The 16,969-nt window shown below is 71.0% G+C and carries 12 protein-coding genes and 1 riboswitch; of the genes, 8 read left to right on the forward strand and 4 right to left on the reverse strand.

The features are described 5' to 3' along the window. Positions 1 to 120 precede the first annotated feature (120 nt). On the forward strand, positions 121 to 3,237 hold the full coding sequence (locus tag Dfulv_RS07300) for a hypothetical protein (protein ID WP_259861875.1): 3,117 nt from the start codon (positions 121 to 123) through the stop codon (positions 3,235 to 3,237). 672 nt (positions 3,238 to 3,909) lie between these two features. Here Dfulv_RS07300 and Dfulv_RS07305 read toward each other — a convergent pair. Both Dfulv_RS07305 and ilvD read right to left on the reverse strand, forming a co-directional pair. Next, on the reverse strand, positions 3,910 to 5,172 hold the full coding sequence (locus Dfulv_RS07305) for a serine hydroxymethyltransferase (RefSeq protein WP_319805772.1): 1,263 nt from the start codon (positions 5,170 to 5,172) through the stop codon (positions 3,910 to 3,912). A gap of 24 nt (positions 5,173 to 5,196) precedes the next feature. Then, positions 5,197 to 5,287: riboswitch (ZMP/ZTP riboswitch) on the reverse strand. Between the two features lie 104 nt (positions 5,288 to 5,391). Beyond that, positions 5,392 to 7,236, reverse strand: a complete 1,845-nt coding sequence (ilvD, locus tag Dfulv_RS07310; protein ID WP_259861876.1) for a dihydroxy-acid dehydratase — start codon at positions 7,234 to 7,236, stop codon at positions 5,392 to 5,394. Between the two features lie 216 nt (positions 7,237 to 7,452). On the opposite strand from ilvD, the gene Dfulv_RS07315 reads away from it, so the two are divergent. The 7 genes from Dfulv_RS07315 to Dfulv_RS07345 all read left to right on the forward strand — a co-directional run bounded on the left by Dfulv_RS07315 (position 7,453) and on the right by Dfulv_RS07345 (position 15,711). After that, positions 7,453 to 9,330 carry an acetolactate synthase large subunit gene (locus Dfulv_RS07315; RefSeq protein ID WP_259861878.1) on the forward strand — a complete coding sequence of 626 codons (1,878 nt, stop codon included), beginning with the start codon at positions 7,453 to 7,455 and terminating at the stop codon, positions 9,328 to 9,330. 1 nt (position 9,331) lies between these two features. Continuing rightward, positions 9,332 to 9,850 (forward strand): acetolactate synthase small subunit, encoded by a 519-nt coding sequence (ilvN, locus tag Dfulv_RS07320; protein ID WP_259861879.1) that lies wholly within the window; start codon positions 9,332 to 9,334, stop codon positions 9,848 to 9,850. A 21-nt stretch (positions 9,851 to 9,871) separates the two neighbouring features. Further along, positions 9,872 to 10,885: a ketol-acid reductoisomerase gene (ilvC, locus tag Dfulv_RS07325; protein WP_259861880.1), complete on the forward strand. Its 1,014-nt coding sequence runs from the start codon at positions 9,872 to 9,874 to the stop codon at positions 10,883 to 10,885. Between the two features lie 82 nt (positions 10,886 to 10,967). Continuing rightward, positions 10,968 to 11,402, forward strand: a complete 435-nt coding sequence (locus Dfulv_RS07330) for a TipAS antibiotic-recognition domain-containing protein (protein WP_259861881.1) — start codon at positions 10,968 to 10,970, stop codon at positions 11,400 to 11,402. Positions 11,403 to 11,678: 276 nt separating this feature from the next. Further along, on the forward strand, positions 11,679 to 13,289 hold the full coding sequence (serA, locus tag Dfulv_RS07335; protein WP_259861882.1) for a phosphoglycerate dehydrogenase: 1,611 nt from the start codon (positions 11,679 to 11,681) through the stop codon (positions 13,287 to 13,289). A gap of 142 nt (positions 13,290 to 13,431) precedes the next feature. Then, positions 13,432 to 14,460 (forward strand): 3-isopropylmalate dehydrogenase, encoded by a 1,029-nt coding sequence (locus Dfulv_RS07340; RefSeq protein ID WP_259861883.1) that lies wholly within the window; start codon positions 13,432 to 13,434, stop codon positions 14,458 to 14,460. A 153-nt stretch (positions 14,461 to 14,613) separates the two neighbouring features. Continuing rightward, the gene (locus tag Dfulv_RS07345) at positions 14,614 to 15,711 is read left to right on the forward strand and encodes a branched-chain amino acid aminotransferase (protein ID WP_259861884.1); all 1,098 of its coding nucleotides are present in this window, start codon (positions 14,614 to 14,616) and stop codon (positions 15,709 to 15,711) included. Between the two features lie 48 nt (positions 15,712 to 15,759). Here Dfulv_RS07345 and Dfulv_RS07350 read toward each other — a convergent pair whose 3' ends face one another. Together Dfulv_RS07350 and Dfulv_RS07355 are read right to left on the reverse strand one after the other, a co-directional pair. Next, complete coding sequence (locus tag Dfulv_RS07350; protein WP_259861885.1) at positions 15,760 to 16,029, reverse strand: hypothetical protein; 270 nt, start codon at positions 16,027 to 16,029, stop codon at positions 15,760 to 15,762. A gap of 186 nt (positions 16,030 to 16,215) precedes the next feature. Then, positions 16,216 to 16,746, reverse strand: coding sequence for a carboxymuconolactone decarboxylase family protein (locus Dfulv_RS07355; RefSeq protein WP_259861887.1), 531 nt, complete (start codon positions 16,744 to 16,746; stop codon positions 16,216 to 16,218). Positions 16,747 to 16,969: the final 223 nt, after the last annotated feature.

A 16,969-nucleotide genomic window follows, 5' to 3' on the forward strand; every position in this document is an offset into this window, starting at 1 on the left:
CTGGCGGCCGTGGGGATCCTCTCGCTCGACACGTCCGGCAGGGTTACGCTCGGTGCCGTGTTGGACGAGATCGGCGCCTGTCGGCCCCGGGTGCTGTCGCCGATGGCGGGAGGCTAGGACTTGACGACCGCAAACTCCTGGGCCGCCGGGGTCAAGAGCAGCCGCCGCGTCGGTGTGCGCCCGACCGGGGTGCTCGCCGGTGCGCTGATCGTCGCCGCCACGCTCGTCGCGCTCGTCGTCGCCGGCTGGGGCGTCAAGGAGTTCAGCATCCTGTGGGGCGGCGCCGCCGTCCTGTCGCTCGCCGGCGTCCTCACCCTCACGCTGCGCGGCTTTCCGATCTTCGCCATCCTGACGGCGGTGGCCGGTGCCGTCGCCTGGGGCGCCGCGACCCGCACCTGGCTGCCCGAGGGCTGGTTCGACCTGGTCGGGCTGCTCAAGTTCATCGGCGTCAACCTGGCCTTCGACGTGCCGCTCGTCGGCGGTTTCCTGTCGGCGCTCATGCTCGACGCCCGGCGCCTTTCCCGCGCCTCGATCGACGAGGCCGTGAGCGGCCGCCGCTGGTGGGGCGAGCCCGACGACCACCTGCCGCGGCTCAAAGAGCTGGAGGCGCTGCCGTCTGCCCGGTTCTTCGCGCTCGGCGAGGGCGGCTGCACCCACCTGGTGGTCGCCGGCCGCCGGGTGGCGCTGTTCCTGCCGACGGTCTGGCCGCACGGCGAATTCACGATGGACGCCGCCGGCCAGGTCCTGCGCGGCGGCCGGCTGTTCGTCCCCGGCTCGGAGGACGTCGACGGCCTCGCCGCCGAGGTGCACACCTGGCGCGAGCAACTGGGCAAGGTCGGCGCCGCGGTCCGGGGCTATCTCGTGGTCGCGCCGCCCCGTGGCGACGCGACCACGGACCTCGCCATCTCCGTCGCGCCCGGCGAGCACCTCCAACTGGTCCACGCGCATGAGATGGCGGAAGCGGCGGGGCGCTGGCTGGCCGCCGATCCGTACCGGGTGGACATCGCGGTCATGGAGCGCCTGCTGAAGATCGCCTCCGGCAGCCAGCTGCCCGAGCCGTCGCCGCTGGCCCGCACGTTCGCCCGCGATGCCGTGACCCAGCCCGAGAGCCGCGCCGCGCTGCCCACCGACGCGGCGTTCGCCGCAGCCGCCGGCGAGACCGAAGATGTCGCCGACGAGCGCAAGAGCCCGGTGCGCGCCCGGTTGGGCCGGTTCGCGCGGGGTGCCGACTCCCGCACCCGCGACGAGTCCGGCCCCGCCCCGACCGACGGAGCTTCCGCGCAGGAGCCCGCCGATCAGGACTCCGTCGCGTCCGGCTCCGGCGAGTCGTGGGAGTCCCGGTCGACCCGGGACCTGGTCGGCACCTGGGACAGCGATTCGGCGAGCCGGCTGGCGGCCTGGGCTGCCGACGACTCCCCGCCCACCGAGACGTCCCGGGCCGGTCGGCGAGCCCGCCACGAGGCACTCGAGGACAACCCGTCCTCGCCGGTGTCCTCGTGGTCCTCATCGTCGCCGCCGGCCGACCGGCTGAACACCGGCGAGTTCGCCGTGCCCGCCGTGCCCGCCGAGCCGGCCCGCTGGTCGAACGCCGACGACGGCTTCCCGGTGATGTACGAGACCGAGACCTGGCCCGCGGCGAGCCCCGAGACCAGATCGTCGTCCAGCTGGGAGCCGCGCGTCGACCCGTCCGAGTCCACGCCCCGGGCCGGCCGGCGCCGTGCCCGCTCGGATGAGGCCTCGCCGGCGACGCCGCTGTCGACGGGGACGTTCGGCTACAGCACCCCGGCCTCGCCGCCCACCTCCTCGGCCGACACCGCCACGAGCGGCACACCGTCGTGGTTGGAAGACTGGCGGGCCCGGATCGGCGACGAGTCTTCGGCCGGGGACGCTGCGACCGCGGCGTCGAGTGGGCTGCCGGCGTCCGCCGAGGCCGCGTCGGAGCGCCGGCGGTCCGGGGCCGGTGATGAGCCATCGGCCGGGAGCGCTGCGGCTGGTGAGTTGTTGTCGTGGTCGGAGCGCCGGCGGTCGCGGGGCGACGACGAGTCTTCGGTCCCGGCCGAGCCTGCGGCCGGCGAGGCTCCGGCCGCGCGGCCGGTGCCGCCGCCGGCCGCCGTCCGTCCGGTGGTGCCGTCACCGGCCGCTCGTCCGTCGGTGCCGTCACCGGCCGCGCGGCCTGTTGTTCCGCCGCCGACCGCCCCGCCGTCATCAACCGCCCCGCCGACGGCGGGGCGGCCTTCGTGGAGCGGCAGCCTGTTCGACGAGGTTGCGCCCGATCTGGCCGCCGAGCCGCTCGATCTGCGTCGTTCCTGGGAGTCCGACCCGGCGTCCCGGTCCGCGCGCCGTCGCGAGCAGACCCAGCCGGTCGAGCCGCGGCCGTCCTCCGGCGGCCCCACGCAGGCCACCCCGGATGCGTCGCCCAGCCGCCCGCCGGTGCGCGAGCAGCCGGTGCCGCCGCCTCCGCCGGCCGACGAGGGTCCGGCCTGGTGGGAGGCGGAGGCGGCCAAGCCCGTTCGCGCTCCGAAGCCGGCCGAGAGCGGCGGCAAGCGTTCGCGCTGGGGTCGGACCAAGTCGTCCGACAAGCCCGACAAGCAGGAGCGGGCCGAGCCCGCCGAGCCGGCCAAGCTCGCCGAGCCGGCCACCGCCGGCTGGGCCACGGAGGCCACGACCCGCTGGGACCGCTTCGGTTCGGCGGCTGGACCTGACGAGACGTCCAGCCGGCCGTCGGGCCAGGGGGCGGGCGAGTCGGTGGGCCGTTGGAGCGGGGCCGGTTCGGCTGCGCCCTCTGACGACGCCGCCGGTCGACGGGATCGACCAGGCTCGGCGACACGCTCCGATGAGCCTGCGGACCGGTGGGACCGTCCCGGTTCGGCCGAGCAGGCCGGCACCTCGACGAGCCGGTGGGAACGTCTCGGGTCGGCCGACGGCGGCGATGAGGGGACGGCCCGGCGGGACCGCCCGACGGCAGGCCGGGAGGCCGGGACCGGCCGCCCGGCGTGGGCCACCGAATCGACGTCAAGCTACGAGAGCGACCCGAGCGGCGAGTTCGCTCCCGGCCGCCGGTCGAGCCCCGACCCGGACCGCCCAAGCGACTCCGGCGACCGCGGATCGTTGTCCGGCCAGCGAAAGCGCGACTTCAGCGGCTTCGACGACGACGACGTCAAGCCGCTGGAACTCAACCTCGACGAGGAACCCCGCAACAAGGAAGGCCGCGGCCGCCGCTTCCTGCGCCGGAAGTAGCTCCGGCAGCTCGGACCCGAACGCATGGCCGCGGATTCAGCGCCGAGCCGGAATTGTGGGGTGCCCGGTCGGGTGGGCGGCGCCCGGACTGAGGCGGCTGTGTTTGGTCGGGTGGGCTGCTCGGTTGGGTGGCCGGTGCCCGGGTTGGGTGGCGGAGTTCGGCTGGGGCGGTAGTGCTCGGTCGGGTGTGGGTGCTCGATCGGGTGGGCGGTGCCCGAGCTGGGTGGCGGAGCTCGGTCGCGTTGTGGTGCTCGGTTGGGTCGAGCGGCGTGCCCGGCAAGTTGCAACCTCGGCCAGGTGCGCGTTGGGAGGTGCGCGCTTGGGAGGTGCGCGTCCGGCGGGTTTTCGGTCGTCCGGCTGGTCCGGCTTCGCCGTGGTCATGTGCCTGCCGTGGTCACCTTGCTGACTGGCTTCGTGCCTGACCTGGCAGGCGTCCGGCCGGTGTTGCGGACATTTCGGACATCACGGTGCATCGACACTAGTGCATGAATGGCGTTTTCATGATCCCGGAGACTTGTTGTACCCCTGGCGACACAAAGTCTTCGCGATCATGAAAGACCCGACGGGGGAGGGGGTTGAGCTGCAACAGCGGCCGCCGGAGCAAGGGCGAGGCGGCGAAAGCAGAGCGGCGCGGACCGCCCCGCGGGCAATCCGCGCCGCTTGCGGCAAGGGCTAGTGCCAGCCGGGCATCGGGTAGCCGGCCAGCAGTTCGCGGACCTCGGCGGCGATGGTGTCCAGCACCGCCTCGTCGTCCTTGATGGCCGCGTCGACCGCGCGGGAGATCCAGTCTGCGACCTGGGGCATCTGGGACTCGGTCAGGCCGCGGGTCGTCAGGGCCGGGGTGCCCAGGCGGACGCCCGAGGGGTCGAACGGCTTGCGGGTGTCGTACGGCACCGTGTTGTAGTTGGTCTCGATGCCCGCCCGGTCGAGCGCACGCGCCACCGGCTTGCCGCCGATGCTCTTGCTGGTCAGGTCGAGCAGGATCAGGTGGTTGTCGGTGCCGCCCGAGACCAGGTCGAAGCCGCGCTCGATCAGGGCGTCGGCCAGCGCGCGGGCGTTGGCCACCACCTGGTGGGCGTACGTCCGGAACTCCGGCTTCGACGCCTCGCCCAGGGCGACCGCGATGCCCGCCGTGGTGTGGTTGTGCGGGCCGCCCTGCAGGCCGGGGAAGACCGCCTTGTCCAGCGCTTTCGCGTGCTTCTCGTCCGACATCAGCATCGCGCCGCGCGGGCCGCGCAGGGTCTTGTGGGTCGTGGTGGAGATGACCTCGGCGTGGCCGACCGGCGACGGGTGGGCGCCACCGGCGATCAGGCCGGCGATGTGGGCGATGTCGGCCACGAGCACGGCGTCGACCTCGCGCGCGATCTCGGCGAAGCGCGGGAAGTCGATGGTGCGCGGAATGGCTGTGCCGCCCGAGAAAATGATCTTCGGTCGTTCGCGGAGCGCGATGTCGCGCACCTCGTCGAAGTCGATGCGGCCGTCCTCGCGGCGGACCGTGTACTGCACGGCGCGGAACCAGGCGCCGGTGGCGGAGACGGACCAGCCGTGGGTCAGGTGGCCGCCCATCGGCAGCGCCATGCCCATGATCGTGTCGCCCGGCTTGGCGAGGGCCATGTAAACGGCCAGGTTGGCCGGCGAGCCGGAGTAGGGCTGCACGTTGGCGTGGTCGACGCCGAAGACCGACTTGGCGCGGGCGATCGCCAGCTCCTCGATCGGGTCGATGAACTTCTGGCCCTCGTAGTAGCGCTTGCCGGGGTAGCCCTCGGAGTACTTGTTCGTGAGAACGGTGCCGGTCGCCTCGAGGACGGCCTGGGAGACGTAGTTCTCCGAGGCGATCATCCGCAGGGTGTCGTGCTGCCGCTCGGCCTCACCCTGGATGAGGCCGGCCAGCTCCGGGTCGGCCTGGGTGAGGACGTTCAGTGCGGGGACGTGCATGAGCTACCTCCTGGCGTTCAGCCGATCGGGCACCCAGGCGCGCGGTGCCAGCGATGCAATGGGAGCTCCCCGGTGGTCGGTTCCACCTTGATGTGCGCCAGTCGCAGGTATAGCGCCGATGGTAGTGACTGTGGGCAGGGAAGCGCGAACCGCGACCCGGAAGGAAACGCACGCGGGTCCGGGACACTGTGGGACCCGGACCCGCGCGAGGCAACCCGGCTACGGCACCTTGCGGTACGCTCCGTCGCTCGCGGACGTCGCCATCGAGGCGTAGGCCCGCAGTGCCGCCGAGACCGGGCGGTCGCGGTCGGCCGGGGTGTAGGGGTGTTCGCGCTTGTCCTGCGCCACCCGCCGGGCCTGCAACTCGTCCTCGGACACGCGCAGCTCGATCGACCGGTTGGGGATGTCGATCTCGATGATGTCGCCCTCCTCCACGAGGGCGATCAGGCCGCCGCCTGCCGCCTCGGGGGAGATGTGGCCGATCGACAGGCCGGAGGTACCGCCGCTGAAGCGTCCGTCGGTGATCAGCGCGCAGGCCCGTCCCAGGCCGCGCCCCTTGAGGAACGACGTCGGGTACAGCATCTCCTGCATGCCCGGGCCGCCCTTGGGCCCCTCGTAGCGGATGACCACGACGTCGCCCTCGGTCACGACCTTGCCGAGGATGCCCTCGACGGCCGCGTCCTGCGACTCGAAGACGCGCGCCGGGCCGCGGAAGGTGAGGTTCTCCTCCGGCACGCCGGCGGTCTTGACCACGCAGCCGTCCGGCGCGATGTTGCCGAACAGGATCGCGAGGCCGCCGTCGGCGGAGTACGCGTGCTCCCCGGAGCGGATGCAGCCGTTGGCGGCGTCCGTGTCCAGGGTGTTCCACCGGTTGCTGGTCGAGAACGGCTCGGTGGTGCGGACCCCGCCGGGCGCGGCGTGGAAGAGCTCGATCGCGGCCTCGGAGGCCTTGCCGCTGCGGATGTCCCACTCCGCCAGCCAGGCGTCGAGCGTCGGGGTGTGGACGCTGGAGACGTCGCGGTTGAGCAGGCCGGCCCGGTCCAGTTCGCCGAGGATGGCCGGGATGCCGCCCGCCCGGTGGACGTCTTCCATGTGGTACTTCGGGCTGTTCGGCGCCACCTTGGAAAGGCACGGCACGCGGCGCGAGATCGCGTCGATGTCGGCGACGCTGAAGTCGACCTCGGCCTCGCGGGCGGCGGCGAGCAGGTGCAGGACGGTGTTGGTCGAGCCGCCCATCGCGACGTCGAGGGCGACCGCGTTCTCGAACGCCGGGCGGGAGGCGATCGCGCGGGGCAGGACCGAGGCGTCGTCCTCGCCGTAGTACCGCTTGCAGAGGTCGACGATCAGGGTGCCGGCCTGCTCGAACAGCGCCTTGCGGGCGGCGTGCGTGGCGAGGGTCGAGCCGTTGCCGGGCAGCGCGAGCCCGATCGCCTCGGTCAGGCAGTTCATCGAGTTGGCGGTGAACATGCCGGAGCACGAGCCGCACGTCGGGCAGGCGGAGCGCTCGATCTGGCCGAGCTGCTCCTCGGTGACGGCCTCGTTGGCGGAAGCGATCATGGCGTCGATGAGGTCGAGCTTTTCGTGGACCACGCCCTCGATCGCGACGGTCTTGCCGGCCTCCATGGGGCCGCCGGAGACGAAGACGGTCGGGATGTTGAGGCGCAGGGCGGCGAGCAGCATGCCGGGCGTGATCTTGTCGCAGTTGGAGATGCACACGAGGGCGTCGGCGCAGTGCGCCTGCACCATGTACTCGACGGCGTCGGCGATGAGCTCGCGGCTGGGCAGCGAGTAGAGCATCCCGCCGTGGCCCATGGCGATGCCGTCGTCGACGGCGATGGTGTTGAACTCCTTGGCGACCCCTCCGGCCTCGGTGACCGCGTCGGCGACGATCATCCCGAGGTTGCGCAGGTGGACATGGCCCGGCACGAACTGCGTGAAACTGTTGGCGATGGCGACGATCGGCTTACCGAAGTCGGAGTCGGTCATGCCGGTGGCGCGCCAGAGGGCGCGTGCGCCGGCCATGTTGCGACCAGAAGTAGAGGTCTTGGACCGCAGCTCGGGCATACCTGTCAGCATGACACGGTCCAGATCCTGGGATCGGTTGACTCAGGCCGTGAGATGCGTCAGAGTGGGCACATGTCGTCGAGGTCGCTCCGAGTACTTATCATCTAGCGCGCCGACGCCTGCCGTCAGCGCGCTAGCCCCCCGTGCATCGCACGTGGGGTTTTTTCATGTCCGGGGCCGTGACCAAGACACCTTCGAGCGAAAGTGCGAACTGCGATGACGAGACCGACGCCTGAAGTCCTCGCCCACCGAGCACATCCGACGCCACCGCCCGCCGCCGCGTCGACCGCGACGCCGGCCACGGTCGCGGCCGAGAAGGTCGCGAAGCCGGTAGCCCGCCCGGCGGAGGAGCTCCTCACCGGTGCCCAGATCCTGGTGCGCTCGCTCGAGCAGCTCGGCGCGGATGTCGTTTTCGGCATTCCCGGCGGTGCGATCCTTCCGGCGTACGACCCGCTGTTCGACTCGGAGGCCGTCCGGCACATCCTGGTCCGCCACGAGCAGGGCGCCGGCCACGCGGCGACCGGCTATGCGCAGGCGACCGGCAAGGTCGGCGTCTGCATGGCCACCTCCGGCCCCGGCGCGACCAACCTGGTCACCCCGATCGCGGACGCCTACATGGACTCCGTCGGCATCGTCGCCATCACCGGCCAGGTCGCCTCGGCCTCGATCGGCACCGATGCGTTCCAGGAAGCGGACATCGCCGGCATCACGCTGCCGATCACGAAGCACAACTACCTGGTCAAGTCGGGCGAGGAGCTGCCCCGGGTCCTGATGGAGGCGTTCCACCTCGCCTCGACCGGCCGGCCCGGCCCGGTCCTCGTCGACATCCCCAAGGACGTGCTGCAGAAGCAGACGACGTTCAAGTGGCCGCCGACCATGGAGCTGCCCGGGTACCATCCGACGCTGCACCCGCACGGCAAGCAGATCCGCGAGGCGGCACGCCTGATCACCAACGCCAAGCGCCCGGTCCTCTACGTCGGCGGCGGCGTGATCAAGGCCGGCGCCTCCGAGGTGCTGCGGAAACTGGCCGAGCTCACCGGCGCCCCGGTCGTCACCACGCTGATGGCGCGCGGTGCGTTCCCCGACTCCCACCCGCAGCACATGGGCATGCCCGGCATGCACGGCGCGGTCGGGGCGGTCTACGCGCTGCAGAAGGCCGACCTGCTGATCGCCCTCGGCGCGCGGTTCGACGACCGCGTCACCGGCGAACTGTCCACGTTCGCGCCGAACGCGCAGATCATCCACGCCGACATCGATCCGGCCGAGATCGGCAAGAACCGCGTCGCCGACGTGCCGATCGTCGGTGACGCGAAACACGTCATCGAGGAGCTGGTCTCCGCGGTGGCCACCGAGCACAACGCCGGGCGCAAGGCCAACCTGACCGACTGGTGGGCGACGCTCGACGACATCCGCGACCGGTACCCGCTGGGCTACGAGGAGCCGTCCGACGGGACGCTCTCCCCGCAGTACGTCATCGAGCGCATCGGCGCGATCGTCGGGCCCGACGCGATCTACACGGCGGGTGTCGGCCAGCACCAGATGTGGGCCGCGCAGTTCGTGAAGTACGAGCACCCGGCCACCTGGCTCAACTCCGGCGGCCTGGGCACGATGGGCTACGCGGTCCCGGCGGCGATGGGCGCCAAGGTCGGCATGCCGGACAAGACGGTCTGGGCGATCGACGGCGACGGCTGCTTCCAGATGACCAACCAGGAGCTGGCCACCTGCGCCCTGGAGGGCATCCCGATCAAGGTCGCCGTCATCAACAACGGCAACCTCGGCATGGTCCGCCAATGGCAGACCCTGTTCTACGACGAGCGGTACTCCAACACCGAGCTCGGCACCCACAAGCACCGGATCCCCGACTTCGTGAAGCTGGCCGACGCGCTCGGCTGCGTCGGCCTGCGCTGCGAGAACAAGCAGGACGTCGACGCCACGATCGAGGCCGCGATGCGGGTGACCGACCAGCCGGTCGTCGTCGACTTCGTGGTCGGCAAGGACGCCATGGTGTGGCCGATGGTCGCCGCCGGCACGAGCAACGACGAGATCATGTTCGCGCGCGGCGTCGCGCCCACGTTCGACAAGGACGACGTCTGAGATGACTAAGCACACCCTTTCCGTTCTGGTCGAGAACAAGCCCGGCATCCTGGCCCGTGTCGCCGGGCTGTTCGCCCGGCGCGGCTTCAACATCGACTCCCTGGCCGTCGGCGAGACCGAGCACCCCGAGGTCTCCCGGATGACGATCGTGGTCAACGCGGAGGACTCTCCGCTGGAACAGGTCACCAAGCAGCTCAACAAGCTGGTGCAGGTCCTGAAGATCGTCGAACTCGACGCCAACGCGAGCGTGCAGCGCGAGCTGCTGCTGGTGAAGGTGCGCGCGGAGCGTCCGGTCCGCTCGCAGGTCCTCGAGACCGTGCAGCTGTTCCGGGCCCGCGTGGTCGACGTCTCGCCGGACGCACTTACGATCGAGGCGACGGGGACGTCGGAGAAGCTGGACGCGCTGCTTCGTGATCTGGAGCCGTTCGGTATCAAGGAAATGGTCCAGTCCGGCGTCGTGGCCATCGGCCGCGGTTCCCGCTCCATCACGACCGGCCCGGCGCTTCGCGCCGCCTCTTAGAAACCATTGAAAGGACAAGCAATGCCCGCCGAGGTGTACTACGACGACGACGCCGACCTGTCGTTGATCCAGGGCCGTAAGGTCGCGGTGCTCGGCTACGGCAGCCAGGGCCACGCCCACGCGCTGTCGCTGCGCGACTCCGGTGTCGACGTTCGTGTCGGCCTGCCCGAGGGCTCGAAGAGCCGCGCCAAGGCCGAGGAACAGGGCCTGCGCGTGCTCACGCCGGCCGAGGCCTCCGCCGAGGCGGATGTGATCATGATTCTGGCGCCGGACACGGCCCAGCGGACCCTCTACGCCGAGTCGGTCGCGCCCCACCTGACCGCCGGCAAGGCGCTGTTCTTCGGCCACGGCCTCAACATCCGGTACGGCTTCATCACCCCGCCCGCGGACGTGGACGTGGCGATGGTGGCGCCGAAGGGTCCGGGCCACCTGGTCCGCCGGCAGTTCGTCGACGGCAAGGGCGTTCCCTGCCTCGTCGCCGTCGAGCAGGACGCCACCGGCAACGCCTTCGCCCTGGCCCTCGCCTACGCGGCGGGCATCGGCGGCACGCGTGCCGGCGTGATCAAGACCACGTTCAAGGAGGAGACCGAGACCGACCTGTTCGGCGAGCAGGCGGTGCTCTGCGGCGGCGCCTCGGCGCTGGTGCAGACCGGTTTCGAGGTGCTCACCGAGGCGGGCTACGCCCCCGAGGTCGCGTACTTCGAGTGCCTCCACGAGCTGAAGCTGATCGTGGACCTGATGTACGAGGGTGGCATCGCCCGCATGCGCTACAGCGTCTCCGACACCGCCGAGTACGGCGACTACAGCCGCGGCCCGCGCGTCGTCGACGCCCGGGTCAAGGAGGAGATGAAGCGCATCCTGGCCGAGGTCCAGTCCGGCGAGTTCGCCCGCGAGTGGATCGCCGAGGACGACGCCGGCCGGCCGAACTTCACCAAGTACCGCGAGCAGGGTGCGAGCCACCCGATCGAGGAGACCGGCAAGAAGCTGCGCTCGATGATGAGCTGGGTCGACCGGCCCATCACCGAGACGGCCTGACGCCTGACCAAAAGAGGCCCCCGCCACGGCGGGGGCCTCTTTGCTTGACTCTCCTGTCACTGGAGACTCCACGCTCGTAGACATGACGACGAACCTGACGCCTGACGAGAAGCGCGAACTCTTCGGAGACTTCGACCCCGACCAGCACGCCGAGGAGGCGGAGCAGCGGTGGGGCCAGACCGAGGCGTACCGGCAGTCCGCGCAGCGGACCTCGAAGTACACGAAACAGGACTGGGAACGCATCAAGGCGGAGGCCGCGGCGAACACCGAGGCCCTCGCGGCGGCGTTCACCGCCGGCGTCCCGGCCGGCGACCCGCGGGCCGCGGATCTCGCCGAGGAGCACCGGCAGCACATCAGCCGGTGGTTCTACGACTGCTCGTACGAGATCCACCGCGGCCTCGGTGACATGTACGTCGCCGACCCGCGGTTCACCGCCAACTACGACACGTCCCACCCCGGCCTGGCGCAGTACATCCGCGACGCGATCCACGCCAACGCGGACCGCGCCCGATCGTAGGACCGGGCACGAGCACGGTCCCGGACGTGGGGGAGTCCACGTCCGGGACCGTCCCGGTTGGTCAGAGGAGGCCTGGTCGGGGTCCGGCAGGGATCGACACAAACGGGTGTTGTGATCGCGCTCACGTTGCTGCGGGCAGGGGGTGTCGGAGCCGCGGGCCTACGATCGCGTGGAGGCCGACCCCCGCCCGGCCCCGTCGCCGTCTCTTGTGCGTGGCGTGCAGTGCCGCGCCCACGCATCGACGCCAGCCGCAGCCTGAGAGCCGAGGACCGCCGTATGACCCTCCCTCCTGACCGCCCGGTGGTGCTGATCGCCGAGGAGCTGGCCCCGTCCGCCCTCGAAGTGCTCGCCGACGACTACGACGTCCGTCACATCGACGGCACCGACCGCCCGGCGCTGCTCAAGGCGCTCGCCGACGCCAGCGCGGTGATCGTGCGAAGCGCCACCCAGATCGACGCCGAGGCCGTCGCCGCCGCGCCCCGGCTCAGGGTCGTCGCCCGTGCGGGCGTCGGCCTGGACAACGTCGACGTCCCCGCCGCCACCGCCCGTGGTGTCATGGTCGTCAACGCACCCACCTCCAACATCGTCTCCGCCGCCGAGCAGGCCGTGGCGCTGCTGCTCGCCGTCGCGCGCAACACCGCGGCCGCGTCGGCCGCGCTCAAGGCCGGCGAGTGGAAGCGGTCGAAGTACACCGGCGTCGAGCTGTCCGGCAAGGTCGTCGGCGTCATCGGCCTGGGCCGCATCGGCGTGCTGTTCGCCCAGCGGATGGCCGCGTTCGGCGTCCGGCTGGTCGCCTACGACCCCTATATCCAGCCCGCGCGCGCCGCCGCGCTGGGCGTGCGGCTGCTCGGCCTCGACGAACTGCTGCGGGAGAGCGACTTCATCTCCATCCACCTGCCGAAGACCCCGGAGACGGTGGGGCTCATCGGCACCCGCGAGCTCCAACTGGTCAAGCCCGGCGTCCGGATCATCAACGCGGCCCGCGGCGGCCTGATCGACGAGCAGGCCCTCGCCGACGCGATCGCCGACGGCCGGGTCGCCGGCGCCGGCATCGACGTATTCGCCAAAGAGCCGTGCGTCGCGTCGCCGCTGTTCGCGTTCGACAACGTGGTCGCCACGCCGCACCTGGGCGCGTCCACCCACGAGGCGCAGGACAAGGCGGGCCTGGCCGTGGCGCGCAGCGTCAAGCTGGCCCTCGACGGCGAGTTCGTCCCCGATGCGGTGAATGTCCAGGTCGGCGGCGTTGTCGCGGAAGAGGTACGGCCCCTGCTGCCCTTGGCGGAGAAGCTCGGCCGGGTGTTCACCGCGGTCGCCGGCGGGGTCGCCTCCTCGGTCACCGTCGAGGTGCACGGCGAGGTGGCGACGCACGACGTGTCGGTGCTCAAACTCGCCGCCGCCAAGGGGCTCTTCAGCGGCGTCGTCGCCGAACAGGTCACCTACGTCAACGCGCCGCACCTGGCGGCCGACCGGGGCGTCGAGGTGGCCCTCGCGGTGTTCGCCGAGTCGACCGATCACACAAATCTGGTGACCGTGCGTGGAGCGCTTCCGGACGGCCGGGTAGCCTCGGTGTCCGGCACCTACGTCGCCGGCCCGCGCGAGGCCCTGAAGCTGACCGACATCGACGGCTTCAGCCTCGAGCTCGGCGCCGAGGGGGTGCTGTTGTTCTTCCGATATGTCGACCGCCCCGGCGTCGTCGGCACCGTCGGGTCGATACTGGGAACAGCGGGGGTCAACATCGCGGCGATGCAGGTCGCCCGGCGCGAGGCCGGCGGCGAGGCGCTCATGACGCTGACCGTCGACAACGCGGTCGGGGCGGACCTGCTCAACGAGGCGCAGCAGGCGATCGGCGCCACGGCGGCGAGCACGGTGGACCTGTCCGGCGAATAGCAGACGTTCCTCTCAAAGAGGGCGGGGGGCGTGGCGGCGCTCCCCGCCCTCGCTTTTGTGGTATTTCCTGGATCGTGGGACGGCCGTCCACGAGGTAGGACAAGCGCGTACCGTTATCGGGTCTGAGGAAAGGGGCGCAGTGGTGGCGAAGATCGCGGTCGTGGCCGGCGACGGCATCGGGACGGAAGTGGTGGCGCAGGCGCTGAAGGTGCTGCGTGTCGTCCTGCCGGATGTCGAGACGAACGACTACGACCTGGGCGCCGCCCGCTACAACCGCACCGGCGAGGTGCTCCCCGACAGCGTGCTGGAGGAGCTGCGCGGCCACGACGCCATCCTGCTGGGTGCCGTCGGCGACCCGAGCGTCCCGCCGGGTGTCCTGGAGCGCGGCCTGCTGCTGAAGCTGCGGTTCGACTTCGACCAGTACGTGAACCTTCGCCCCTCCCGGCTGTGGCCGGGCACGACCAGCCCGCTCGCCGGCGTGAAGCCCGGCGAGATCGACCTCGTCGTCGTCCGGGAAGGCACCGAGGGCCTCTACGTCGGCGCCGGTGGCAACCTGCACCCCGGCACGCCCGCCGAGGTCGCCACCGAGGAGAGCCTCAACACCCGCCACGGCGTCGAGCGGGTCATCCGCGACGCCTTCGCCCGTGCCCAGAAGCGCGAGCGGGGCAAGGTGACGCTGGTGCACAAGACCAACGTCCTCACGCACGCCGGTGGCCTGTGGGCGCGGGCCTTCAACGCGGTCAAGGCCGAGTTCCCGGACATCGAGACCGAATACCAGCACGTCGACGCGGCCGCCATGTTCCTGGTGACCAACCCGCAGCGCTACGACGTGGTCGTCACCGACAACCTCTTCGGTGACATCCTCACCGACATCGCCGCCGCGGTCACCGGCGGCATCGGGCTCGCCGCCAGCGGTTCGATCAACCCGGAGCGGGCGTTCCCGTCGATGTTCGAGCCCGTGCACGGCTCGGCGCCGGACATCGCTGGCAAGGGCGTCGCCGACCCGTCGGCCGCCGTGCTCTCCGCCGCGCTGCTGCTCGACCACCTCGGTCACCCCGAGGCCGCCGCGCGGGTCTCCGAGGCCGTCGGCGCCGAGGTGGCGGCACGGACCCCTGGGTCCGCGCTGTCGACCGAGGCGATCGGTGACCGTCTGGCCGCCGCGGTGGCGTGAGCCCATTTTCCGGCAGGCGTCCGCGGCACCGCGGGCGCGGCCGGAAATGTCCGCTATTCCGCGCGCTGGCTGCGATTGAACGTCCGTTCGGGTAAGTTGCAGGCACGGCGCGTAGACTTCGCGTGCCGAGATTCTGGTGTAGTGGAGGCACCTATGAACGGCGGTGAAACTCTCGACTTCGAGATCCGTCCGCACTTGTCGCCGGTAGCCGCCGCGGAGCGGTCCGCGCTGATGGCCAACCCCGGCTTCGGGCGGATCTTCACCGACCACATGGTCACCGTGCGGTATGCCGAGGGCAAGGGCTGGTATGACGCCCGCGTCGAGCCGCGCGCGCCGATCCCGATGGACCCGGCGACCGCCGTGCTGCACTACGCGCAAGAGGTCTTCGAGGGTCTCAAGGCCTATCGGACCGTCGACGGCGGGGTCACGCTGTTCCGCCCCGACGCCAACGCCGCCCGCTTCCATGCCTCGGCGCAGCGGCTGGCCATGGCTCCGGTGCCCGAGCGGCTCTTCCTCGACGCGCTCGAGGCGCTCATCCGCGTCGACCGCGAGTGGGTGCCCAGCGATCCGGAGGGCAGCCTCTACCTGCGCCCGTTCCAGTACGCGAGCGAGGCGTTCCTCGGCGTCAAGCCCTCCTCGGAATACCTCTTCCTGATCATCGCGTCGCCGGTCGGCAGCTACTTCAAGGGTGGCGTGAAGCCCGTCAACGTCTGGGTGTCTCGCGACTACACGCGGGCCGCCACCGGCGGCACCGGCGCGGCGAAGTGCGGCGGCAACTACGCCGCCAGCCTCATCGCCCAGGCCGAGGCGATCGAGCACGGCTGTGACCAGGTGGTGTTCCTCGACGCTGTCGAGCAGAAGTACGTGGAAGAGCTCGGCGGCATGAACGTCTTCTTCGTCTTCGCCGACGGCTCGATCGTCACCCCGCCGCTCACCGGCACGATCCTGCCCGGCATCACCCGCGAGTCGGTGATCCGCCTGGCCCGTGACGGAGGTCTGACGGTTCGCGAGGAACTGTATTCGTACGAGCAGTGGCGTGCGGACGCGGTGAGCGGCCGGCTGCGCGAGGCGTTCGCCTGCGGGACGGCGGCGGTGATCACTCCGATCGGCGTGGTCCGCGACCGCGAGGGCGAGTTCACGGTTGCCGACGGCAAGGCCGGCGAGACGACGATGTCGCTGCGTGACACGCTGGTGGGCATCCAGCGGGGCCAGTTCGACGACCCGTACGGCTGGGTCCACCGCGTCCTGTGACCCGGGTTGATCCCGGAAGGTCCCACGACCTTCCGGGATCGGCCGCGGTCAGGCGGGCCAGCGGCCCAGATTGGCGTTGCGGCCCAGGGTGGTCCTGTTGACCCGCGGGGCCGGCCGGTCGTAGGCCAGTTGCAACGCCTCCTCGGCCAGTTGCGCGTCCGGACAGGGCCAGAACGCCTTGCATTCGCAGAAGTTGTCCGGGCGCGGCCGGTGCGCCTCGTGCAGGGCCCGAGCCACCCGCCACAACAGCGGGTCCGCGCACCCCGACGGAGGGTCGAGCGGTGGCCCGCCCGGGTCGTTCGGAACTCCGTCGGTCATCGTGCCCCCAGGTCCACCGGCATACGTGCTGCGTAACGACCGTTATCGTCGCGATGCAACCTGGCTGTCCGCAACGTGCACATGCGAGTTACACCGCAACGGTCAGCGCCGTCCATCCGAAAGACCCGGATATGCGTACGGGTGCCGGAGCCGCCACTCCGACACCCGTACAAGAGGAAAGCCCCGTTAGCCGAGAGCCGCCTCTGTATCGAGGGTTACCGCCAACGCGTGAACCACCGCGGCGGCGCGCAACACCTCGTCGACCACTTCGCGGGACACCCCTGCACCGTGAAGTGATCTTTCGTGCGATTCCAGGCACACCCCGCACCCGGTAATCGCGGATACTGCCACTGACCACAGCTCGGAGTCGACCATGGGGACCCCGGGCGTGGAGGTCACCTGGCGGCGCAGTCGCGCCGGCAGGTGCTGATACGCCTCGTCACCGATCAGGTGCTTGGCGCGGAAGTAGACGTTGTGGATCGCCATGCGCGACGCCACCGCCTTGGCCGTCTCGGCGACCTCAGGCTTGAGGTGGTCGTCGGCCTCGGCCGCGACGGCGCGGAGGACGAGCGCGCTGCGGGTGGTCATCGCGCAGGCGAGCACGGTGCCCCAGAGCTGCTGCTCGGTGAGCAGGTCGCCGGTGAGCACGGAGTCGAGGTTCAGTTCGAGGTCCCGCGCATACGGCGGCAGCGCCGCCTTCAGCGCCGAGATCGACATCGAACGTGCACCTCCCTCACCAACGGTGACCGTGGAGCCCGCCTCTCGGCGTTCTCCGAACCTGCTCCAAACCTTGACCGATCCGCGTTACAGCTTCGTGACGAACAGGGTGAATCGTGAAGCAGATCACCCGGGTTCTCAAAATCCGGAAACACCTGTCACCCGCGGCGACCGCGTGGCAAGCTACCGAACGTGACTCGGCTCATTATTGGCCCCTAGCGCG

This window comes from Dactylosporangium fulvum, assembly GCF_025137375.1.
In the GTDB taxonomy this organism is placed as follows: Bacteria; Actinomycetota; Actinomycetes; order Mycobacteriales; family Micromonosporaceae; genus Dactylosporangium; species Dactylosporangium fulvum.

Coding starts and splice junctions, on each gene's coding strand:
- Dfulv_RS07305 (WP_319805772.1), bottom strand. CDS start 5,172: ATGCACGTCCCCGCACTGAACGTCCTCACCCAGGCCGACCCGGAGCTG.
- ilvD (WP_259861876.1), bottom strand. CDS start 7,236: ATGCCCGAGCTGCGGTCCAAGACCTCTACTTCTGGTCGCAACATGGCC.
- Dfulv_RS07315 (WP_259861878.1), top strand. CDS start 7,453: ATGACGAGACCGACGCCTGAAGTCCTCGCCCACCGAGCACATCCGACG.
- ilvN (WP_259861879.1), top strand. CDS start 9,332: ATGACTAAGCACACCCTTTCCGTTCTGGTCGAGAACAAGCCCGGCATC.
- ilvC (WP_259861880.1), top strand. CDS start 9,872: ATGCCCGCCGAGGTGTACTACGACGACGACGCCGACCTGTCGTTGATC.
- Dfulv_RS07330 (WP_259861881.1), top strand. CDS start 10,968: ATGACGACGAACCTGACGCCTGACGAGAAGCGCGAACTCTTCGGAGAC.
- serA (WP_259861882.1), top strand. CDS start 11,679: ATGACCCTCCCTCCTGACCGCCCGGTGGTGCTGATCGCCGAGGAGCTG.
- Dfulv_RS07345 (WP_259861884.1), top strand. CDS start 14,614: ATGAACGGCGGTGAAACTCTCGACTTCGAGATCCGTCCGCACTTGTCG.
- Dfulv_RS07350 (WP_259861885.1), bottom strand. CDS start 16,029: ATGACCGACGGAGTTCCGAACGACCCGGGCGGGCCACCGCTCGACCCT.
- Dfulv_RS07355 (WP_259861887.1), bottom strand. CDS start 16,746: ATGTCGATCTCGGCGCTGAAGGCGGCGCTGCCGCCGTATGCGCGGGAC.